Origin of the sequence: Salinibacterium sp. PAMC 21357 (assembly GCF_000247645.1) — a bacterium.
Taxonomy (GTDB): domain Bacteria; phylum Actinomycetota; class Actinomycetes; order Actinomycetales; family Microbacteriaceae; genus Rhodoglobus.
This window is the reverse complement of record NZ_AHWA01000004.1, coordinates 35,494-56,789: the sequence shown is the minus strand read 5'-3', so window position 1 is coordinate 56,789 and position 21,296 is coordinate 35,494. Positions and strand designations below refer to the sequence as shown.

21 protein-coding genes are annotated in these 21,296 nt (G+C 58.7%); 18 read left to right on the top strand and 3 right to left on the bottom strand.

Going from position 1 to position 21,296, the window contains the following annotated elements:
- Positions 1-109: 109 nt before the first annotated feature.
- The 9 genes from rpsB (at position 110) to ON14_RS03520 (ending at position 6,770) form a co-directional block, all read left to right on the top strand.
- Positions 110-1,126 (top strand): 30S ribosomal protein S2, encoded by a 1,017-nt coding sequence (gene rpsB / locus ON14_RS03555; protein WP_010203211.1) that lies wholly within the window; start codon positions 110-112, stop codon positions 1,124-1,126.
- Positions 1,127-1,138: 12 nt separating this feature from the next.
- Entirely contained in the window at positions 1,139-1,966 is an 828-nt protein-coding gene (tsf, locus tag ON14_RS03550; protein ID WP_010203210.1) for a translation elongation factor Ts, read from the top strand.
- A gap of 165 nt (positions 1,967-2,131) precedes the next feature.
- A complete protein-coding gene (pyrH, locus tag ON14_RS03545; protein WP_010203208.1) occupies positions 2,132-2,845 on the top strand; it encodes a UMP kinase in 714 nt (237 codons plus the stop codon).
- 158 nt (positions 2,846-3,003) lie between these two features.
- On the top strand, positions 3,004-3,555 hold the full coding sequence (frr, locus tag ON14_RS03540) for a ribosome recycling factor (RefSeq protein ID WP_010203206.1): 552 nt from the start codon (positions 3,004-3,006) through the stop codon (positions 3,553-3,555).
- Complete coding sequence (locus ON14_RS03535) at positions 3,555-4,430, top strand: phosphatidate cytidylyltransferase (protein ID WP_010203204.1); 876 nt, start codon at positions 3,555-3,557, stop codon at positions 4,428-4,430. Before frr ends, ON14_RS03535 begins: the two co-directional genes overlap by 1 nt.
- A gap of 14 nt (positions 4,431-4,444) precedes the next feature.
- Entirely contained in the window at positions 4,445-4,996 is a 552-nt protein-coding gene (locus ON14_RS03530) for a DivIVA domain-containing protein (protein ID WP_010203202.1), read from the top strand.
- Positions 4,997-5,040: 44 nt separating this feature from the next.
- On the top strand, positions 5,041-5,697 hold the full coding sequence (locus ON14_RS03525; RefSeq protein ID WP_237719678.1) for a transglycosylase SLT domain-containing protein: 657 nt from the start codon (positions 5,041-5,043) through the stop codon (positions 5,695-5,697).
- A gap of 31 nt (positions 5,698-5,728) precedes the next feature.
- On the top strand, positions 5,729-6,025 hold the full coding sequence (locus ON14_RS16090) for a hypothetical protein (RefSeq protein ID WP_081503510.1): 297 nt from the start codon (positions 5,729-5,731) through the stop codon (positions 6,023-6,025).
- Between the two features lie 10 nt (positions 6,026-6,035).
- Positions 6,036-6,770, top strand: a complete 735-nt coding sequence (locus ON14_RS03520; protein WP_010203199.1) for an alpha/beta hydrolase — start codon at positions 6,036-6,038, stop codon at positions 6,768-6,770.
- 19 nt (positions 6,771-6,789) lie between these two features.
- Here ON14_RS03520 and ON14_RS03515 read toward each other — a convergent pair whose 3' ends face one another.
- Together ON14_RS03515 and ON14_RS03510 are read right to left on the bottom strand one after the other, a co-directional pair.
- Positions 6,790-7,851 carry an AI-2E family transporter gene (locus ON14_RS03515; protein WP_010203198.1) on the bottom strand — a complete coding sequence of 354 codons (1,062 nt, stop codon included), beginning with the start codon at positions 7,849-7,851 and terminating at the stop codon, positions 6,790-6,792.
- Positions 7,852-7,921: 70 nt separating this feature from the next.
- Positions 7,922-10,264: a hypothetical protein gene (locus ON14_RS03510; RefSeq protein ID WP_010203197.1), complete on the bottom strand. Its 2,343-nt coding sequence runs from the start codon at positions 10,262-10,264 to the stop codon at positions 7,922-7,924.
- A 283-nt stretch (positions 10,265-10,547) separates the two neighbouring features.
- On the opposite strand from ON14_RS03510, the gene ON14_RS03505 reads away from it, so the two are divergent.
- A complete protein-coding gene (locus ON14_RS03505) occupies positions 10,548-12,296 on the top strand; it encodes a hypothetical protein (protein ID WP_202800901.1) in 1,749 nt (582 codons plus the stop codon).
- A complete protein-coding gene (locus tag ON14_RS03500; protein WP_010203195.1) occupies positions 12,293-13,225 on the top strand; it encodes a tetratricopeptide repeat protein in 933 nt (310 codons plus the stop codon). Before ON14_RS03505 ends, ON14_RS03500 begins: the two co-directional genes overlap by 4 nt.
- A 12-nt stretch (positions 13,226-13,237) precedes the next feature.
- Here ON14_RS03500 and ybaK read toward each other — a convergent pair whose 3' ends face one another.
- Entirely contained in the window at positions 13,238-13,726 is a 489-nt protein-coding gene (gene ybaK, locus ON14_RS03495) for a Cys-tRNA(Pro) deacylase (RefSeq protein ID WP_010203193.1), read from the bottom strand.
- Between the two features lie 116 nt (positions 13,727-13,842).
- On the opposite strand from ybaK, the gene ON14_RS03490 reads away from it, so the two are divergent.
- The 7 genes from ON14_RS03490 to gatC all read left to right on the top strand — a co-directional run bounded on the left by ON14_RS03490 (position 13,843) and on the right by gatC (position 21,294).
- Complete coding sequence (locus tag ON14_RS03490) at positions 13,843-15,033, top strand: cysteine desulfurase family protein (RefSeq protein WP_010203192.1); 1,191 nt, start codon at positions 13,843-13,845, stop codon at positions 15,031-15,033.
- A 76-nt stretch (positions 15,034-15,109) separates the two neighbouring features.
- Positions 15,110-15,466, top strand: a complete 357-nt coding sequence (locus ON14_RS03485; RefSeq protein ID WP_010203191.1) for an ArsR/SmtB family transcription factor — start codon at positions 15,110-15,112, stop codon at positions 15,464-15,466.
- Positions 15,466-15,720: a hypothetical protein gene (locus ON14_RS03480; protein WP_010203190.1), complete on the top strand. Its 255-nt coding sequence runs from the start codon at positions 15,466-15,468 to the stop codon at positions 15,718-15,720. Before ON14_RS03485 ends, ON14_RS03480 begins: the two co-directional genes overlap by 1 nt.
- Positions 15,721-15,756: 36 nt before the next feature.
- Positions 15,757-16,920, top strand: a complete 1,164-nt coding sequence (gene mnmA, locus ON14_RS03475; protein ID WP_026037510.1) for a tRNA 2-thiouridine(34) synthase MnmA — start codon at positions 15,757-15,759, stop codon at positions 16,918-16,920.
- Between the two features lie 67 nt (positions 16,921-16,987).
- A complete protein-coding gene (gene ligA / locus ON14_RS03470) occupies positions 16,988-19,318 on the top strand; it encodes an NAD-dependent DNA ligase LigA (protein WP_010203188.1) in 2,331 nt (776 codons plus the stop codon).
- A 199-nt stretch (positions 19,319-19,517) separates the two neighbouring features.
- Positions 19,518-20,867 carry an alpha/beta hydrolase gene (locus ON14_RS03465; protein ID WP_141629934.1) on the top strand — a complete coding sequence of 450 codons (1,350 nt, stop codon included), beginning with the start codon at positions 19,518-19,520 and terminating at the stop codon, positions 20,865-20,867.
- Between the two features lie 112 nt (positions 20,868-20,979).
- Positions 20,980-21,294 carry an Asp-tRNA(Asn)/Glu-tRNA(Gln) amidotransferase subunit GatC gene (gene gatC, locus ON14_RS03460; protein WP_010203186.1) on the top strand — a complete coding sequence of 105 codons (315 nt, stop codon included), beginning with the start codon at positions 20,980-20,982 and terminating at the stop codon, positions 21,292-21,294.
- Positions 21,295-21,296 lie beyond the last annotated feature (2 nt).

Genomic DNA, 21,296 nt, shown 5'->3' with positions numbered 1-21,296 from the left:
GGGGCGGAGGTATGCCCGGGCACCAGGATTCGCGCCGACCGGTAGCGAGTATTAACTGAGAAGGCCATTGCCGCCATGTGCGCCAGTGAGCCAGAAAAGGAGAACGGCCATGGCCGTCGTAACCATCCGCGAGCTGCTTGACAGCGGCGTACACTTCGGACACCAGACTCGTCGTTGGAACCCGAAAATGAAGCGCTTCATTCTGACCGAGCGCTCGGGCAGCCACATCATTGACCTTCAGCAGTCGCTGGGTCACATCGACGCAGTTTATGACTACGTCAAGGAGACGGTCGCCCACGGCGGAACCATCCTCTTCGTCGGTACCAAGAAGCAAGCACAGGGAACGATCGCTGAGCAGGCTCTGCGCGTAGGCCAGCCCTACGTCAACCAGCGCTGGCTCGGTGGACTCCTCACCAACTTCCAGACGGTTTCCAAGCGTCTTGCACGCATGAAGGAACTCGAAGAGGTCGACTTCGACGACACCACTCGTGGTTTCACCAAGAAGGAACTGCTCATTCAGAAGCGCGAGCTGACGAAACTGCAGAAGAGCCTCGGTGGTATCCGTAACCTCACAAAGACCCCTTCGGCGATCTGGATCGTTGACACCAAGAAGGAGCACCTCGCCATTGACGAGGCTCACAAGCTTGGTATCCCCGTCATCGCTATCCTCGACACCAACTGCGACCCCGACGACGTTGCGTACCCGATCCCGGGTAACGACGACGCCATCCGCTCGGTTGGTCTCCTCACGCGCATCGTTGCTGACGCTGCTGCTGAGGGCCTCATCCAGCGTCACCAGAAGCCAGAAGAGGGCAAAGAAGTAGAGCCCATGGCCGCTTGGGAAGCTGAGCTTCTCGGCCAGGCTGATGCAGACGCTGCCGCCAAGGCTGATGAGCCCGCTAAGGCTGAAGAGCCCGCTAAGGCCGAAGAGGCCGCCAAGGTCGAGAAGGCTGAAGAGCCCGCCAAGACCGAAGCGCCTGCTAAGGCAGAGAAGCCTGCCAAGGCTGAGGCCGAAGAGCCCGCCAAGGCTGACAAGGACGAAGCAAAGGCCGCTAAGCCTGCTGCTAAGCCCGCCGCAAAGAAGCCCGCTGCGAAGGCTGCTGACGCAGCCGACGACAAGAAGTAAGGATTCGAAACCATGGCAGACTTTCGCCTCGAAGACCTCAAGACCCTGCGCGAGCGCCTCGGCACCGGCATGGTTGAAACCAAGAACGCACTCGTAGAAGCTGGTGGTGACCTCGAAAAGGCCACCGAGCTTCTGCGTCTGCGCGGTGCCAAGAGCAACGCGAAGCGTTCGGACCGTTCCACCAGTGAGGGCCTCATCGCCGCACACTCGTCTGGTGCAACCTCGACGATCATCGAACTCGCTTGCGAGACCGACTTCGTTGCAAAGAGTGACAAGTTCGTTGCTCTCGGCGAGGCCGTTGCTGCTGCCGTTGCCGAAGCTGGCGCGTCGACCGTTGAGGAAGGCCTCGCGGCCCCCGCAGGGTCGTCCACGGTCGCTCAGCTCATCGACGACGAAGCCGCTATTCTCGGTGAGAAGTTTGAACTTCGTCGCTTGGCCAAGCTCGAGGGTGACTCGTTCGAGGTCTACATGCACCGCACCAACAAGGACCTGCCTCCGCAGGTTGGCGTTGTTGTCGCATACACGGGTGACGATGCAGAGACTGCTCGCGGAATCGCGCAGCACATCTCGTTTGCAGCACCCACCTATCTTTCGCGTGAAGACGTTCCGGCAGATGATGTCGAAAACGAGCGTCGTATCGTTGAAGAGATCAGCCGCGGAGAGGGCAAGCCTGACGCTGCGCTCCCCAAGATCGTTGAAGGTCGTCTCGGTGCGTTCTTCAAGCAGGTTGCCCTGCTTGACCAGGACTACGCTCGTGACAACAAGCTCTCGATCGCTAAGGTTTCTGCCGATGCAGGCATCACCGTTACTGGTTTTGCTCGCTTCAAGGTAGGCGCCTAACACGCACACTATGAAGGCCCGAGGCGCTAATGCCTCGGGCCTTTAGTGTGCCGGGACCAATTTTGAGGGCGCCGCGGGTTGCTTGCGGCGAATGTGCTGTGTGCCGCTGCTGAACGCTGCTCAACCCCATAGCCTGTACATGATGACCACGAACGAAAGAAGACGATGACTACACAACGCAAACGTCGGGTGCTGCTGAAACTGTCCGGTGAAGCTTTCGGCGGTGGCCAGCTTGGAGTCAACCCGGATGTCGTCTCGTCGCTGGCGAAGGAGATCGCCGCTGCAGCGGCGGATGTCGAAATCGCGATTGTTGTCGGTGGTGGAAACTTCTTCCGGGGTGCTGAGCTTAGCCAGCGCGGAATGGACCGCGGTCGTGCTGACTACATGGGCATGCTGGGTACGGTTATGAACGCCCTCGCCCTTCAGGACTTTCTTGAGCAGGCAGGAACAGCAACGCGCGTGCAGTCCGCGATCGCGATGACGCAAGTCGCCGAGCCATACATCCCATTGCGGGCCGAGCGCCACCTTGAGAAGGGTCGCGTCGTGATCTTCGGTGCTGGTGCAGGCTTGCCTTACTTCTCCACCGACACCGTTGCCGCCCAGCGAGCCTTGGAAATTGGCGCCGAAGAAGTTTTGGTTGCTAAAAACGGTGTGGATGGCGTCTACGACTCCGACCCTCGCAGCAACCCGGATGCTCGCAAGCTCGACTCGATCAGTTTTCAAGACGCTCTTGTGCAGGGTCTCAAAGTTGTCGACTCAACCGCATTTAGCTTGTGCATGGATAACGCGATGCCCATGCTCGTGTTTGGTATGGAACCGAAGGGAAATCTCACCCGCGCAATCGTGGGGGAACAGATCGGAACCCGCGTTCACGGCTAACATGCTGCGACCCTGACCTCGTCGCCCGACAAAAGCGATGTCGCTCAACAAGTTCAACGAAGCCCAACAACCCCGAGCTATGCGTGAATCGCGTGCGTCCTGCAGCCATCGTTGTGGCGACTGCACGCTAAACTCGGGTGAGACTAAGAGGAGTGCCAGTGATTAGTGATGTTCTAGCCGAGGCTAGTGAAAAAATGAACAAGGCAGTGGAAGCTGCCAAAGACGACTTCGGCACGGTGCGCACTGGCCGTGCCAACCCTGCGCTGTTCCAAAAAGTTCTCGTGGATTACTACGGAACGCCGACGCCGTTGCAGCAGCTAGCGTCGATGGTTAACCAAGAGGCGCGCACGCTGCTCATTACGCCGTTCGACAAGTCCGCTCTGAAGGACATCGAGAAGGCAATTGCTGGAGCACACCACTTGGGCGCCAGCGTTGGCAACGATGGCAGCGTTATTCGCGCCACGCTTCCTGAACTCACCGAGGATCGCCGCAAGGATTTTGTCAAGATTGTTCGCGATAAGGCGGAGCAGGCTCGTGTGGCGTTGCGCAATATTCGCCGCAAAGCTAAAGACGACCTCGACGCGCTGACTGAAGTTGGCGAAGACGAGGTTGCTCGCGCCGAGAAAGAACTTGAAGCAAGCACCAAGGCTCACGTAGACGCCGTCGACGACGCTCTCAAGCGCAAAGAGACCGAGTTGCTCGAGGTCTAATGGTTTCCGAATTCGAAGCTCAGGTTAGAGCGACAAACGACAAAATTAACGCCCGCACTGGGCGCCCATTGGCGATGGCTCTCACCGTAGGGCTAGCGCTTGGGCTTTCGTTGTTGTTCAGCCTGATCTTCGTTAAAGAGCTCTACATGCTCTTTGCCGGTGTGCTCGTAGCATTCACCGCTTTCGAGCTCGCCAGCGCGCTGCGGTTTGCAGGTCTTAATATCCCGCGCGTACCGACAGTTATCGCTGGCGTTGCGGTAGTTCCTGCATCGTTCTATTGGCTTGCCGAGGGGCAGTGGTACGTCACACTCGCGGGTATTGCCTTCGTTAGCCTTTGGCGGCTCGTCTACCTAGTTCGACCGAGTCATCGCGGTTCAGTTCGCTCTGTGCTGAGGGATCTGGGTGCTGGCGTTTTCGTCATGCTCTACGTTGCATTCTTGGCAAGTTTCACGGTGCTTCTCACGGCTCAAGACGGTGGCCAGTGGTGGACGTTGGCACTGTTGATCGTTGTCGTAGTGAGCGATATTGGTGCCTACGCCAGCGGGCTTTCTTTCGGAAAGCATCCGATGGCACCAAAAATTAGCCCGAACAAGACCTGGGAAGGTTTTGCTGGCGCCGCGCTTGCTTCGGTTATTGCCGGAGTGCTGTTGGCGCTCTTTATGCTCGGTCAGCCCGTCTGGGTCGGAATCATCTTTGGGCTCGTCATTCTCGGCACCGCAACGATGGGTGATCTAGCAGAGTCACTAATCAAGCGAGACTTGGGAATTAAAGACATCAGTACGTGGCTTCCCGGGCACGGAGGCTTCCTTGACCGCGTCGATTCTTCGCTCTTGTCGGCCGCTGCCGGCTATGCGCTGTTTCTTATCTTCACGTAAGGCAGAATAGAACTGTGAGCACCACATTCCCCCGCACCCGCAAGTCAAAGTTGGGCTACAACGTTGACCAAGTCGAGGACTTCCTTGAGGAGGCGCGCAGCGCCTACACCTCGGAACGCACTGACGCTGCTGTGGTTTCGTCGCGCACTATCCGCAAGTTGGCTTTCGTTATGCAAAAGGGCGGGTATTCGCCACAGCATGTCGATTCCGCTCTGGAACGTCTCGAAGATGCATTCGCTTCGCGCGAGCGCGACCGGGCGATCGCCGAGCTCGGTGAGTCGGCCTGGTACGCGAATGCCCGATCCGAGGCTCAAGAAATTCTGAACCGTCTAGCGCGTCATGCGGGCAAGAAGTTTTCCCGCGTTAGTTCCTTCACGACGGGTTACGCAGTTAAAGACGTCGATGCTTTCGCTGAAGAACTTGCCAGCTACTTTCAGCACGGCGCTCCGCTCACGATCGAACGTGTTCGCACGGTCGCATTTCGCAGTACAAAGGGCGGCTACCGTGAGTCTCAAGTCGACCATTTGCTCGACTCCGTGATTGACGTGATGCTCGCGGTTCGCTAGCTCCCGCCTGTTTTTCAGGTCTGTGCGCTAATATCGCAGTTATTGTGGTAAAAAATTCGCGAGCAGCAATCCTCCGCGCTCAGGCTAAAAGCCAGAGTGCGGATCTTTCTGGTCGCCACAAACGCTCCTCGTGGAGTCTTCCTGTCTTCGCATCGCTGGCGAGCTTGGGCTTCGTAGCCGCCTTTATGGTGGTTCCGCCTAATCCGGTTACTACAGTGTCTGCTGCCAGTGTTCCAGCGACAACTATTGAGCGCGCCGAAGTGCAGTCGATTACTATCGCCGAGGGATTCGTTAACGAAATTTCTCGCGATAAGTTCGCCATCAAAGAAATCGTGGTCGAACCTGTGCTCCCTGATGCGCCGACAGCGCCGACAGCGCCGGCGGCCGGAGTGCCTGATCCCGGCACAGCCCAAGCGATCGCACAATCCATCCTCGCTTCGCAGGGCATGGGCGCCGCGGAGTACAACTGCTTGGTCAGCTTGTGGAACCGCGAGTCGGGCTGGAACGTTTACGCCATGAACTCGTCGAGTGGTGCCTACGGCATCCCGCAGGCACTTCCGGGCAGCAAGATGGCCAGCGCTGGCGCCGACTGGGCGACAAACCCGGCGACCCAGATCTCTTGGGGCCTCAGCTACATTGCTGGCCGCTATGGCACGCCCTGTGGCGCCTGGGCTTACTCTGAGAGCCACGGCTGGTATTAGGTTCATTCGATCCAACGCATAAGCTTGAACTATGCCTCGTTCAAATCGCCCCCGTGGGAGGCGTCGCCCCGATGATGACCGCGGTGACCTGAACCAAGTGCTGTACGGTTCTCGACGAACCGAGAACAAGTCCGACGGCGAATGGAACGTTCAGCCCGTCTCGGCAAGCAGCGCGGCCAAGCTTTATACCTGCCCCGGATGCTCGCAGCCTATCTCCGTGGGAGTCGCACACACTGTCACGTGGCGAGCTGACGGAATAATGGGCGCAGCTGACGACTTAGCGGCACGACGTCATTGGCACCAGCACTGCTGGAAAATTAGATTGTGAGAAACCACCCGTGAGTGAAGCCATCAGAGGTGCCACCGAACTTCCCGCCAAGCGCGAGGAGATCGAACTGCAGACAAGTGACGGATTCACCCTTGTTGGCGAACTCTCGATACCGGAGTCTGGACATATCGCCGCGACTCTGGTTACGCTTCACCCGCTGCCGACAGCCGGCGGGTTCATGGATTCTCACATCATCCGCAAGGCGGCAGCACGTCTACCTGCGCTGGCAGACGTTGCGGTACTGAGGTTCAACTTTCGCGGCGTCAGCTCTCCGCGGGGAACATCAGAGGGCAGCTTTGGTGAAGGCGAGCTTGAGCAACATGATCTTGCCGCGGCGATGGACTTCGTGCACGAACGCGGACTGCCTAACGTCTGGCTCCTTGGCTGGTCATTCGGCACCGAGGTGACTCTCAAATTCGGTCGCGAGCACCCCATCACCGGCGCAATTCTGCTGTCGCCGCCACTTCACCGTGCCAGCGAGAGCGACGTTGCTGCGTGGGCTGGCGATGACCGACGTCTGGTCGCGATCATTCCCGAACTTGATGACTATCTGCGCCCGGAAGAAGCTGCGAAGCGTTTCGCTTCGGTGCCGGAACACGAGTTCGTAGCGGTCGAGGGCGGTAAACATCTCTGGGTGGGGGAGGCGCAAACCTACCGGGTGCTCAGCGAGATCGCAGAACGGCTGAACCCTTCGGTGTTACCGCTGCCGCGAACGTGGCCTCCGGAGCCCGTTACCTCGCTCTGAACGCGAAGACCGCATCCGGCTAAAGTTCTGCTTGGCGAGGAACGACTACCTGTTGCACAACGAGCAAGATTGCTGCGGCAACCGGGATCGCAATGAGGGCGCCCAAGATTCCCAACAGCGTTCCGCCTGCGAGGGCGGCGATGACGACAAGAGCGCCCGGCAGTTTTACGGCCTTGCTCATGATGCGGGGATTAAGCAGGTACGCCTCTACCTGCATGTAGATCAGGTAGTAGATCCCGACGGCTATGACACTCGGTGGACCGTTAAAGAGCAGCACCAGCAGGGCGATCACTACTGAACCGCTAAGCGTTCCCACGAGAGGGATGAGTGAGCCCAGGAAGGCTATGAACGCTAGGAGCGCTGAATATTTCACTGGCAGATCGAACGCCGGGAAGATCCACGTGAGCACGATGAATGACAGCACACCATTGACGAGGGCAAGGGAGCCCTGGCCAATTACGTAGCGGCCGACCGCAGTGCTGACTTGTTCAGCAAGGTCGATGAACTTGGCTCTTTTGGTCGCCGGGACCAGTTGATAGATCCCTGACTTGATGTTGTTGATTGACGACACGAAGTAGATCGTCAGAATAAGCACGATGATTGCGCCGGTAATACCGGTCGCGATTCCAATGCCAACGGCAAAGACGCCGCCGCCAATCGTAGTGAAGTCGAGTTCGGTAGCCCAGGTAGTAAAACCATCGAGTAAGTCTTCAACGTTGAGCCACGGAAAGGCAGTCTCGATATTTTCTTTGATCGTTCCATCAAAGAACGCCGTTACTAGGCGTGGAATCGCTCGGGATGCGTTGCGCACTTGTTCAGCGATGACGGGAACGATCGCGAAAACTAGCCCAGCAAACACTCCGAGCACGCCTGCGAGCACGGTGAGGATCGCTGTCCATCGAGGAAACTTTTTCGTCTCTAACCACGTCACCAAAGGGTCGAGGCCGAGCGCTAAGAAGAGGGCCGCACCAACATAGGTGAGAATCGTCGCCAAGGAGATGATTGTCTGGCCGATTCCGACCGCAACGAGTACGCCAAGGCCGCCGAGCAAACCGAGGCGGAAAGGGTTGAGAATCTTCATGGCGTGGCTCCGTTCAGCCTTGAGCGACGCGCTGTCAGGCTGTCCGCAATTCTAGAGGCCCGCAGGCAAATTACCGGCCAGCTTCCTCGGCTTGGTTGAGAACTCCGCGAAGGTTCTCAAAGTAACCGGCAACCGTTTCACGCTCCGTTTTGATCTTTGTCAAGCGCTCTTCTGCATCGCTAATTAGATCGTTGGAACGCTTCTCGGCGTCGTCCATCAACGACTTAGCGCGCTGCTCGGCATCGGCAATCTCAGCAGCGGCCCGCTCGGATGCGTCGGCGAGAATCGACTTCGCTTCGGCCTGCGAATTGTTGTCAAGCTCCTCAGCTTCGTGTCGTTTGGCATTTGCTTCGCGAACGGCTTCGCCCAACTGTGCTTGAGCTTCTTCGAGGTAGTTCTGGGTTTGCGTTGAGGCTTCTCGGTGCTGAGCCAGGAATTCCTTTTCGGCGTCATCGCGACGAGTAGCAAGCTCTTGCTCAAGTTCGATGCGTGCGGTTTCAGCTTCTCGTTCGATTGTGGTGCGGGTCTCTTCAAGCTGATGCTTGATGGATGCGCGAGTCGATTCAACTTCGTTCGCGAGTTCCGCACGCTGGCGTGCGACGTCGCGGTTGAGGTCTGCTGTTTGTTTCTGCACATCGTGGGCAAGTTTCGCGCGGGTTTCGCTGTCTTCGGTTTCGAGCGCGGTGCGCTTGCTGTCAATCTCGGCATCGAGGTCGGCGTGACGGCGAGCCATTTCTGCTTCGAGACCCGCGGTTCCGTTGGCGATTTCTGCTTCGAGCTCGTTACGCCGCGCAACCATCTCGGCTTCGAACTCAGCCCGTGCGGTCGTCGACTCTTTGGCGAAGAGCGCACGGGCGGTAGCGATCTCTTCCTCGAGGCCGGCTCTGGTGGTTTCGACATCGCTCTCCAAGGCTGCCTGCGTAGAGCTGACTTCCTTGGCGAGTGCCTTCTTGGTAGTTGTGACCTCGCGGACGAGTGCCTTCTTTTGCGCGGCCAGCTCTGCAGCCAGTTCGCTCCGCGAGGTTTTGACGAATGCTTCGAGTTCGGCGCGGGTCGTGGTGACCTCGTCGTCGAGTTCTGCTTTCGCGGTGGCAACTTCTTGCGCCAGATTTGATCGCGTGGTCGTGACTTCTTGTTCAAGCGCCGCCTTGGTGACCTTCACTTCCTGCTCAAGAGCAGTCTGCGTGGTCGTGACTTCTTGTTCGAGCGACGCCTTGGTGCTGGTCACTTCGTGTTCTAGGGCAGCCTGTGTAGTCGTGACTTCATCGTCGAGTGCTGCGCGAGTCGAGGTGACGTCGCTTTCGAGCTGCGCCCGACCTTCACGTTCGTCGTGTTCCCACTGCTCGCGCGCTTCGGTGAGTTCGCTCTCCAGTGCCGCGCGTGCGGTGAGGACGTCTTTCTCGAGCTCGCTGCGCACGCTAGCGGCTTCGGACTCCGCTGCAGTGCGGGTGGCATTAGTTTCTGCCTCAAGAGCCGCGTAGGCGGCATCCAGTTCAGCTTTCTGCTTGGCCTGAGCAGCCTGAGTCTCGTTTACGAGCTTGGCGTGCGCTGAATTTGTTTCGTTGGCGAGCTTGGTGTTGGCCGCTTTGGTGTCGTTCGCGAGAGTTTCTCGCGCAGCGATGGTTTCCGCTTCGAGTTCGGCGCGGGCGGTTTCTATCTCGCGGGCGAGATCTGTGCGAGCCTGCTCGACATCGCGTTCAAGGTCTTCACGCTGCTTGGTGTTCTCTGACTCGAACGTAGCGCGGCCAAGCTCAGCGTCACGAGCAAGGGACTCTGCGGCTTCACGGGCTTCGGCCACTTCAGTGGCCGTGCTTGCTCGAAGTTCAGCCATTGCGCGCTCGGTCTCGGCACGTAAGGCGGCGGCCTCACGCTTGGCCGAGGTGCGAGCATCCGCGGCTTCGGTAGCAACCGCCCCGCGAATTGTGGAGGCTTCGCGTGCAGCGTCTGTAGTGAGCTGCGCAGCTTCTTCGCGTGCGCGGGCGATGAGGCTTTCTGCCTCGGCGCGAGATCCTGCACTCAGGGACTCTGCTTCACGAGTGGCATCAGCCAGGATGCGCTCTGACTCGCTGGCGGTCTCATTGCGCAAGCTTGTGGTTTCCGCCTGAACGGCCTTACGCATCTTCTCGGCGTCAATATCTGCCTGGCTGATCAGCTGCGTCGAGTGCTCTTCAGCGACGCGGAGCATGCTCTCGAGCTTCGATCCGAGACCGCTATAGGTGGGGCTGCCAGTTTCGTCGAGCTCTGCCTGAAGATCCTCATTAACGGCAAGGAGTCGCTTTACCTCTTTTGTAGTCGAGGTGCGGTCGGCTTTTGCGGCGACAAGTTCGCGACGAAGTTCGCCAATTAACTTGTCGACATCCTCTTTCTTGTAGCCGCGCATTTCGGTGCCGAAATCAGTATCGTTGGCGGCCAAGACGTCTCCTCGAGGTCAGCGGAAAGGACCTTTAGAGTTTAGTGGTGTGAAGCGGCTAAACCGTCATTCCGGTTTCGCGGCAAACTGGGCACTCAACGTTCTCCCGGCTAGTTCCCAGACGCTGAGCTAGGCTCCCGCACGCCCATCCGCTATTCTTGAACGTCTTTGTTGTTGCCTACCCGCCTAGATCGGGCCCTCAACCTGCAGACCGAACTGAGGTTCCGCCACGGTGGCGAAGGGTTTCGTGACGCAATTCACTGTAGGCAACGCGAAAGGAGAGATAGTGAGATTTGTTCTCGCCATAGTTAGTTTTATGCTCGCGGCCGTAATGATTGGCTTCGGCATCGCGCAGCAGACCATTCTTGCGACGCCTGACGAGGTCAGTGTGTCGGCCGAAACAGACAGCACGGCACCGCTGACAGTGGTCGACGGCGCCGCATTTAACGCCTATTCGGGCAACCAGACCATTAGTGTCGCTGGTCCCGGACGCATCGTCGCAGCATACGGCCGCAGTACAGACGTTGTGGCGTGGGTTGGCGATGCTAGCTACAACATGGTCACCGTTGATCCCGATTCAGGCGAACTGGTCACCGAATCAATCGTCGGCAGTGAACAAGAAGTTCCTGATCCCTATGATTCCGATCTCTGGCTCGAAAACTACACGGCAGATCTCGAACTCGCTTTGACCGTCAAGATCCCTAGAGATGTCTCGTTCATCCTTGCGGCTGACGGTGTGAAGCCAGCGCCCAACTCTGTGTCGCTTTCGTGGCCGCTCGACAACACCACTCCGTGGGCAACGCCCTTGATTATGGGTGGCGCCGCGGTGCTTCTGCTCGGTTTGATCCTTCTTATGTGGGCAGTGCATCACATGCGTCGGGCTGGTGGGCCTCGCCGCAAGCCACAGAAAATGCCCAAGGTGCCCAAGAAGCCGCGCTACAAGCAGTCCAAGCGTTCTTCGAGAGGTTCTACCAGTGGCAGCATGCACACCACGACGCGCATTGCCGTGCCGGCGGTTCTCCTCAGCGCGCTTGTGCTGAGCGGATGCACGGTCTCTACGCCTCTCAGTGGTTCAGGCGATGCCGGTGTTCCGAGCCCGACCCCAACTTCTACCTCAGCAGGCAGCGAAACGACGCCGCCAGCCGCCACCGTGCGCCAGATCGAGAAGATTGTCGCGCGAATCAGCGCAGTCTCGTTAGCCGCAGATGAATCGCTCGATGCCGACCTCATCAAGACACGCTTTACTTCAGCCGCTCTTGAATACCGCGCCGCGAACTACACAATGCGTACTGCAGATGCAGCCATTGCGGCGCCGGTCGCTATCCCCGACGGGCCAGTGCAGTTGACGTTGCCGCAACAAACTGAGTCGTGGCCGCGTACCGTGTTCACGATCATCCTCGATGAGGCTGACACCACTGTCGCGCCAATTGCTTTGTTCCTCGAGCAGGCGTCACCGCGCGAAAACTACAAAGTCAGCTACTCGATGAACCTCGAGCCCTCGGTAGTGTTCCCGGATGTTGTCGCGGCAAGCGTGGGAACGTCACGGCTAGCCAAAGACAGCGGGCTATTGCGATCATCGCCCACTGAGGTAGCACTCGACTACGCCGAAATTCTCGAACAAGATGTCGACAGTGACTCCTACTTAGACTTCGATCCCGAGGGTGACAGTCTGCGCGTAAACGTCGGTCTCGCGGTGAAGCAGGCGGAGCAGGCGGAGCTTTCGAGCACCGCAACGCTTACCTACGGTCACGAGCTCGGCTCGGCTGATCCCATTGCTCTAGCGACCATCGATGCTGGAGCAATTGTGGCCGTGCACCTTTACGAAACGAAGGTGGCGAAGCCAAAAGAAGAGGGTTCTGCGGTGACCTTTAGCGGTCAGACGAAGGCGCTATCGGGAATCTCAATCACCGAGACAGGAATTCAATCCACCTACGGCGATCAGTTACTCTTTTATGTCCCGGCCGCAGGTAGCGGCGAGAAAATCGTCTTGCTCGGATACACCCAAGGACTTGTCGCAGCATCGGAGTTAAGTTGACAAACGCCCCATTGAACGCCGCCAGTTTGCGCGGAGCCGTCGACCTTTCATCATTGGTTCGTCAGCACAACACCCCTGCCGGTACGCCGGCTCCACCCGCTGATGGTGAAGCTCAACAACCCAGTGGTTTCGCGACCAACGCGAACGATGCATCCTTCTCGCAAGTGCTCGAGCTCTCTAACACTGTTCCGGTGATCGTAGAGTTCTTTGGTCAGGGCATTGAGCCCACGCTTGAACCCACGATTGCGGCATACGCCGGCAAATTTGCGTTGGTTACCGTTGACGCAACCAACAACCCGCAGCTTGTGCAGGCCTTCCAGGTGCAGCAAGTGCCGACCGTTGCCGCGGTGATCGCTGGTCGTCCCGTGCAACTCTTCGCGGGTGTCATGCCAGAGAACGACCTCAAAGAGGTGCTGGAGCAGGTGCTGCAGCTGGCGGCACAAAATGAGGTCACCGGTACGCTTCCGGCTGGCGAAGCATCCGAAGAAGAAGCTCCCGAGCCGGTCGAAGAACCTCTACCACCGCTGCACCAAGAAGCCTTCGACGCAATCTCCGCTGGCGACTTTGCGACTGCGGTCGCAAAGTACGAGTTGGCAATCGCGCAGAACCCTCGCGACCAGCAAGCGGTTGCCGGTCTCGCGCAGGTTTCGCTGCTTGCCCGCTTGGAGAATGAGACTGCGGAGTCCGTGCGCAGCGCAGCTGCTCAAGATCCGTCCGACGTCGCTGCGCAGTTGGCTGTTGCCGATCTCGATGTTTCTGGCGGACATCTCGGTGATGCTTTCGCCCGTCTGCTTGAGTTGTTCCCCGCAGCCGATGCCGAAGGCAAGAATGCTATTCGCACGCGGATGCTCGAGTACTTTGAAATCGCTGGATCCGAAGACTCTCGCGTTACTGAGGCTCGTCGGCGGCTGACGCTGCTGCTCTACTAGGGTCGACCCCGCTCAGTGCCGATTGCTGTCGCGGGCGATAGCGGCGATCGTGGCTCTTGTCGCTCGGGCGAGATCGTGTGGTGTTAGTTCGATGTCGAATCCACGTCTTCCGCCACTGACGAAAACGGTATCGAACAGAGCGATGGTTTCATCGATTACGGTGCGATGGGCAGTCTTTTGCCCAATTGGGCTGATGCCGCCGACGACGTAACCAGTGCGGCGCTGCGCGACGATCGGGTCAGCCATCACGGCCTTCTTGCCGTGAAAAACCGCAGCGAGCGCCTTGAGATCTAGCAGTCCAGAGACCGGAACAACGGCGACTACCATTTCGGCGTCGATAGAGACCATGAGCGTCTTGAATACCCGAGCTGGTTCGATGCCTAGTTCCCTTGCTGCTTCGGCGCCGAATTCGGTGGTGGTCGTGCGGTTCTCGTACGGGTGAGCGGTGAAGGTAATTCCTTGAGCGTCGAGGGCGACCGTCGCCGGGGTTCCGAAGGCCACTAGACGTCACCGGCATCACTTGGCGTAGTGAGAAGATCGAAGCACGGGTGCATGCGATCTAGAGTAATGACACGCGAGCATCCATGTGGAGTGCACGAGGAAAATACGGAGTTGCTGTGACTATTTATCTGGACCATGCGGCCACGACGCCCATGCGTCCTGCTGTCGTTGAGGCATTCGCCGCAGCACTTCCGGTGGTGGGCAATCCTTCATCAATTCATTCTCAGGGCCAGTTCGCAAAACGAATGCTGGAAGAGGCACGGGAGACGGTCGCTGCCAGTGTCGGCGCAGATTCTGTTGAGGTGACTTTCACCTCCGGTGGAACTGAGGCGATTAATCTCGCCATTAAGGGGCTGTTCTGGGCACGCAATTCGGGCGCCGTAGCGCGACCTCGAATTCTTGTGGCGCGTGCTGAACACCATGCAACGATCGATGCTGTCGAATGGATGCGGGAGCATGACGGTGCGGTGCTGGACTGGATTCCGGTCGACGCGTTCGGCCGCGTAGATGTTGACTATGTGCACGCTGCATTGGCGGATGATGTTGCGCTGATCACCATGCTCTGGGCTAACAATGAGGTGGGGACTGTGCAGCCGGTCTTTGAGGTCTCTGCGCTTGCTGCCGCCAGTGGAGTGCCGATGCACGTCGATGCGGTGTCGGCTTTTGGTTATGTTCCGCTCGATTTTCATGCGGCGGGTATTGCGGCGTTGAGTGTGTCGGCCCACAAGATCGGGGGGCCCGTCGGGGTTGGTGCGCTCGTGATTGCCCGTTCGGCGACCGTGACACCGCTGATTCATGGTGGCAGCCAACAGCGGTCGCGGTCGGGAACGTTGGATGCGCCCGGTGCCGTTGCTTTTGCGGCCGCGGCGCAGGAGGCGACTCACGATCTCGCCGCGACCGCTTCTCGGTTGATCGAGCTGCGAGATTCACTAATCGCTGGAATTCGTCAGGCTGTTCCGGATGCGGTGCTCCGGGGCGATTCCGACGACAGGCTGCCGGGGAATGTGCACTTTACATTTCCGGGTTGCGAGGGCGATTCGTTGTTGTTCTTGCTGGATGTTGCGGGGTTCAGTGTGTCTACGGGATCGGCCTGCCAAGCAGGCGTGCCTGAGGCAAGTCATGTGTTGCTTGCGATGGGCTTAGACGAACCCGCGGCGCGGGGAGCGCTCAGGATTTCTTTGGGGGAGACGACGACTGCTGATGAGATCGCGCAGTTCGTGGAGGCGCTTCCGCGGGCGGTTGGGCAAGCAGCGGCCGCCGGGTATTCGAGCCGCGACACGGTTCTTGGGCATTATCCGGGCGCGTAGTGTCGCCTGCTGGAGCTAAGCATTGACAACAATTCCCGACACCTGTAAGTTTTTTCTGACAGATGAAGGGAAGCTCGTGAACTCTGAGGAGCTCGGTGCTTGGTTGGCCGCGGTTGCTAACCCGCAGCGCATGCGAATTCTTGCGGAGCTCTCCGGCGGGCAAAGGCACGTCAGCGACTTGGCCAGGCGGGTAGGAATGTCGCGGGCACTTTTGTACATGCACCTCGCGAAGCTCGAAGAGTCTGGCTTTGTTGCCGGACACCACGAGCTAAGCGATGACGGCAAGGCGCTCAAGTTTTTCGAAGTCGTGCCATTTAGGGTCACGGTCACTCCCGCATTGCTGGCGAGAGCGGTGACTCAGTCGGCAAACCAACGTGACGCTCTCGAGGCGCCCGAAGACCAACACAACAATGATTCTCACAAAGGAAAATGATGGAAATCTTCTATAGTCTCTGGTTCTGGATCGGCATCATCGCGGTGGTAGGCATCATCGCGGGTGTCGTTATTCATGCCCTCGATAAGAAGGCGGAGATGGCAAAACACCTTGCAGATACGCAAGCCGGCGGCGATTATCGCGCTCTGGCAGAGCAAACGCTTGAAGCCAACCAAGCGCTCATTCAGCGACTTGATGTCCTCGACGGCCGACTGGCGGCAGTCGAAAAGACGCTCACTGACATCCCGCAGTAGGAACTTGCCCAGCAACACGTCTCGTACACTGGTTTTATGAAGGTTTTAGCGGCGATGAGTGGCGGAGTGGACTCCGCGGTTGCTGCCGCGCGGGCAGTCGAAGCAGGGCATGAGGTTGTTGGGGTGCATTTGGCCCTGAGCCGGCAGCCCGGCACGTTGCGCACCGGTGCCCGCGGCTGTTGCACAATCGAAGATTCGATGGATGCGCAGCGGGCGGCCAACATGATTGGCATCCCGTACTACGTGTGGGATTTCTCCGAGCGTTTCAAGCTCGATGTTGTGGATGATTTCATTGCCGAGTATTCGGCTGGTCGTACGCCGAACCCGTGCATGCGCTGTAACGAGCGCATCAAGTTTGCAGCGCTCCTTGAGAAGGCTGTCGCCCTCGGGTTCGACGCTGTCGCTACCGGTCACTACGCCAACATCGTTGAAGATGAAAATGGCAACCGCGAGCTTCACCGAGCTGCGGCTTGGGCGAAGGACCAGTCGTACGTGTTGGGGGTGCTCACCACTGAGCAGCTTGCCCACAGCATGTTCCCGTTGGGGTCTACGCCCTCAAAGGCGGAAATTCGTGCTGAAGCTGCCGAGCGCGGTTTCTCGGTAGCGAACAAGCCTGACTCGCACGACATTTGTTTCATCCCTGACGGCAACACTCGCGGCTGGTTGGCTGACAAGGTTGGCGCTGAGCAGGGCGAGATTCTTGACCGCAATGGCGAGGTTCTCGGCAAGCATGAAGGTGCTGTCGCGTTCACGATTGGCCAGCGCAAGGGTCTGAACGTTGGTTACCCCACGGATGACGGCAAGCCCCGTTTCGTGTTGGAAATCCGTCCCAAAACCAACGAGGTTGTTGTCGGGCCGCGCGAAGCTCTTGCGCTCTCTGAGGTGGCTGGCACTAAGTTCTCCTGGGCTGGTCTTGACCCGCTCGCCTCCGGATTCATTCGCGAGTCGGGTGAAAGCTTCGAATGTCACGTTCAGGTGCGCGCTCATTCTGACCCGATGCCGGCTACGGCCCGCATTGCTCCGGCTACCGAGGGCGTCGACAATGTTGGCGACGCGATGGGCCCCGAGCTCATTGTGCGGCCGCATGAGCCGCTCATTGGCGTCTCACCCGGCCAGACTGCCGTTATTTATGTGGGCACACGAGTGCTCGGGCAGTGCACTATCGCCCGTACTGTCTCTGCGGTTCCTGTCGAGGTTTAGGCTGCTGAATTCTGTGTCACTTCGACGTTGTGCAGCTTTAGTCAGAGGCGATGTTTAGACTTGCCTAGTGGCCAACAACACCGACAAATCTGGTTCAGCGAGCACGGCTGACGCGCCCGTTGCCGAGACTACTGATCCGCGTCTTGCCGCGGCACGCAACGACGTCGCGGCGTTAACGTCGCGCATCCTCGAACTGCGCGATGCCTACTATGGGCGCGATGAAGTGCTTGTTGACGACGCTGAATACGACGGGTTGATTAAGCAGCTCGGGCAGCTAGAGCTCGAGCATCCTGAGTTGCAAAGCCAAGACAGCCCAACATTGAGCGTTGGTGGGAGAGCGGCGACGCTGTTCGATCCGGTCGAGCATGTCGAGCGAATGCTCAGCCTCGATAACGTTTTTTCGCTAGAAGAGTTTGCCGAATGGGCCGCAAAAGTTCGACGCGACTCTGCCCGCAACATTGACTTCTTATGCGAGCTTAAAATCGACGGGCTCGCGATAAATCTGCGATACATCGATGGAGTCCTCGTGAGCGCCGCCACTCGTGGCGATGGTCGAGTTGGCGAAGACGTCACCGAGAACATCGTGCGGGTGCAAGGCATTCCGCAACGGCTAGAGGGCACCGGTCACCCGCCGATTGTTGAAGTGCGGGGCGAGGTCTTTATTCCGCTTGATTTGTTCCGTGAACTCAACGCCGAACAGATTCGTATTGGCGACAAAGTTTTTGCGAACCCGCGCAATGCTGCCGCTGGATCCCTTCGCCAAAAGTCAGAAGGCAAGTCAGAAGAAAAGCTGGCGAACATGCGCCGCCGTTTGTCGTCGTTGCGGATGCTCGTTCACGGCATTGGCGCGTGGGACGGCACTCGTGAGGGCTTTGATCCCATTCGCAGCCAGAGCGAAATCTACGGCGTTTTGTCAACCTGGGGGCTGCCGACGAGCTCTCACTTTTCCGTTGTTGATTCTGGTGAGAAAGCAGCCGACTTTATTCGCTATTTCGGCGAACACCGCAACAGCGTTGAACATGAGATCGATGGCATCGTCATCAAAGTCGATGAATTGGCCCTTCACGATGAACTTGGCGCAACCTCGCGAGCCCCCCGTTGGGCAATTGCCTATAAGTACCCGCCTGAGCAGGTAAACACCAAACTGCTGGACATTGTGGTTGGCATCGGTCGCACCGGTCGCGCCACTCCATACGCGGTCATGAAACCAGCGTTGGTCGCGGGATCTGTCGTGCGCCAGGCAACTCTGCACAATCAGGATGTCGTCAAGCGCAAGGGTGTTCTCATCGGGGACACCGTTGTGTTGCGCAAAGCAGGAGACGTGATTCCCGAGATCCTCGGCCCGGTGGAGGAGCTTCGCGACGGCACAGAACACGCGTTCGTCATGCCAACGCACTGCCCCGAGTGCGGCACGCCGCTTCGCGCCATGAAAGAGGGCGACATCGACTTGAGGTGCCCTAATGCGCGCAGTTGTCCGGCCCAGGTGCGGGGACGCATCGAACATGCCGGTAGCAGAGGCGGTCTCGATATTGAGGTTCTTGGCGAAGTGGTAGCGCGAGCACTCACGCAACCTCGTTCGCCAGAAGTTCCCCCGCTCCTCAACGAGGCGGGGCTGTTCGACCTCACGGTCGAAGACCTCTTCCCGATCGTTGTCGCAGTCCGTGATTCAGAAACGGGCGAAGTCGTCACCAACGACGATGGCACAGACCGGCTAATCACACCATTTCGGCGCCTGCGCAAAACTAGCGGAGCGGGGGCGGATGCACCATTCGACGCCGAGGCTGCGCAATTCGGCGGCGATGTCAACGCTGTTCCCTCGAGCAACGCGATTAAGCTCGTCGCCAACCTGCAGGAAGCGAAGACCAAGCCGCTGTGGCGCCTCTTGGTCAGCCTGAGCATCCGCCATGTCGGCCCGGTCGCTGCACGGGCACTTGCTGACTATTTCGGTTCGCTAGAGGCGATCCGTGCCGCAACTCGAGAGCAGTTGGCCGCCGTCGACGGTGTGGGCCAGATCATCGCTGATTCTGTCGGCGACTGGTTCGATGTTGACTGGCATCAGGAGATTGTTGCCCGCTGGGCGGCCTCCGGAGTTCAATGGTCAACTCCCGGTCACCCGGGCCCCGGTGCAGCGCAGTCACAGGACGGCCCGTTGGCTGGCCTCACGATCGTCGCGACCGGCAGCCTCGATGGATTTACGCGAGAAGGGGCTCAGGAAGCAATCATTGCTGCCGGGGCAAAAGCGGCATCGAGCGTGAGCAAGAAGACTGATTACGTAGCCGCGGGGCCCGGTGCAGGCTCAAAGTTAACAAAGGCGGAAGAGTTGGGGATCACGATTCTTGACGCCGCACAGTTTGCGCGGCTCCTGACCGGGGGGCCATCAGCTCTCGACGATCGGTAGTCGCTGAGCAATGCGAGCGTTCGCCCCCAAAGTAGGGACGTTCTACCCTAAGATTGCGCTAACGAGATCGCGTGCGGGGATGGCATGCGCTCGACGTTCCTGAGGGGAATTCCCGACATTGCTGTTAGAAATCGCAATTGTTTTGACCACCTCGGTTGTCGGCTTACCCGCCACCGGGGCTATCGGCGTCCCCTCGGTAATGTCTCAATCAGTCGTGACCAGCGACGCGCCGCCCTCCTTTGTCGGCCCGGTTCTTGAACCTGGCGCTGGCGTTTTTGCGCTGTCGAGCGGCGGCCCCGCTTCTTTTGGGGCGCAGACATTGACGACGTTGTCTCGACTTCCTGCGAGCAGCATTTCTCAGTATTTTGCCGCCCGTCCGGCGGCGGTCGAGCAGATTCTTGCTGCCCAACCACCCGCTCAAGAGGTCGCGCTGTGGTGGGGTGACCTCGACGCAGAACGCCGAACCTCCTTAGAGCTCGTCGCTCCCCGTTTGGTCGGAAATCTTGAAGGTGTTCCGTACACAATTCGTGATACCAGCAATCGCACAATGCTCAGTCAAACTATTTCTGATCTCACCACTGTGATGAACTCGGATGCCGGTCGTGCCGTTCAACAGAGCGCTCACCAGCAGCTCAATATGCTGTCGTCGATCTCCGAGTCCCTCACGGCTGACGCAGCAAATCCTGAACGCACTCTCGTGACACTTGACGTTTCTGGCCAGGGCCGCGCTGCGATCGTTTTGGGAGATCTCAACGAAGCCGACTACGTGAGCTTCTTGGTTCCTGGCATGTTCTTCACTATTGAGGGCCAAATGTCGTATTGGGTCGACGCGGCCAATGAGTTGTACTGTCAACAACAAATCTGGCTCGATCGCATCGAATCTGAGTCACCGTTCGTTCACAACGAATCAGTCGCGACGGTCGCTTGGATCGGCTATGACACGCCCAACCTGACCAACGTCGGCGCTATCGACAATGCGGATCAGGGCAGGGACACCCTTGCTGCCGCAATTCTTGGGTTGCAAGCCGAGCGCGGAAATGATCAGCCCTACATTTCAATCGTTGCGCACTCGTACGGAACAACCGCCGCGATGATGGCGTTGTCGGAATACGATTTCGAGATTGATGCTCTGGCGCTTGTCGGATCACCAGGAAGCCCTGCGGAATCTGTTGCCGACTTGCATGTTCGCGATGGCAACGTCTTTGTGGGGGAGGCGGCGTGGGATCCGATTCCCAACAGTTCGTACTTCGGCCCCGACCCGGGAGCGGCATCGTTCGGTGCCAAGTCGTTAAGCGTCAGCGGCGGCGTCGACATCATTACGGGGCAACCGTTAGCTGCCTCAGTCGGCCACAACGAATACTTCACACCGGCAGCGAAGCAATGCGAAACTTCGCGCTGTTGTGCATTGGCAGAAGTGATCTCGTCGTCGCTGAAGGTGCCCCCACCGTCTATCGCGCATTTTCGCTGGCATCGCACCGAGAAAGCTGATGGGCAGACGACGAGCCCAGCTTCGTCGGCTTCGATCGATCTCGTTCGTGCGCGGTCGTAGTGCTCAGTAATACTGCGGTGAGCGTTGATCGTCTTGCCCTGTCGCTCCTCGCCGCTCGCTAAGCCGAATACACTTATACGGTTCCCTGTCTGTTTCCCATCTTCGGAGCTCCATGACTGACACCAATCCGGGTGCGATCACTACCGAGGTCGTCACGCACCTCGCATCGCTGGCCCGCATCGCCCTTACTCAGGAAGAAATCGAGAAGCTCACTGGTGAGCTTGGCACGATTGTTGATTCCGTGGCCAAGGTCAGCGAGGTCGCAACCGACGAGGTTCCGGCTACAAGCCACCCGATTCCGCTCAGCAACGTCTTCCGCCCTGATGTCCCTGGGGTGACGCTCACTACCGAGCAGGCGTTGGCAGGAGCACCCGAACACGATGGTTCACGTTTTGCGGTTAGCGCGATTCTGGGAGAAGAGCAGTAATG

Coding starts and splice junctions, on each gene's coding strand:
- gatC (WP_010203186.1), top strand. CDS start 20,980: ATGACTGACACCAATCCGGGTGCGATCACTACCGAGGTCGTCACGCAC.
- ON14_RS03535 (WP_010203204.1), top strand. CDS start 3,555: ATGGTTTCCGAATTCGAAGCTCAGGTTAGAGCGACAAACGACAAAATT.
- ON14_RS16090 (WP_081503510.1), top strand. CDS start 5,729: ATGCCTCGTTCAAATCGCCCCCGTGGGAGGCGTCGCCCCGATGATGAC.
- ON14_RS03480 (WP_010203190.1), top strand. CDS start 15,466: ATGGAAATCTTCTATAGTCTCTGGTTCTGGATCGGCATCATCGCGGTG.
- pyrH (WP_010203208.1), top strand. CDS start 2,132: ATGACTACACAACGCAAACGTCGGGTGCTGCTGAAACTGTCCGGTGAA.
- ON14_RS03515 (WP_010203198.1), bottom strand. CDS start 7,851: ATGAAGATTCTCAACCCTTTCCGCCTCGGTTTGCTCGGCGGCCTTGGC.
- rpsB (WP_010203211.1), top strand. CDS start 110: ATGGCCGTCGTAACCATCCGCGAGCTGCTTGACAGCGGCGTACACTTC.
- mnmA (WP_026037510.1), top strand. CDS start 15,757: ATGAAGGTTTTAGCGGCGATGAGTGGCGGAGTGGACTCCGCGGTTGCT.
- tsf (WP_010203210.1), top strand. CDS start 1,139: ATGGCAGACTTTCGCCTCGAAGACCTCAAGACCCTGCGCGAGCGCCTC.
- ON14_RS03465 (WP_141629934.1), top strand. CDS start 19,518: ATGTCTCAATCAGTCGTGACCAGCGACGCGCCGCCCTCCTTTGTCGGC.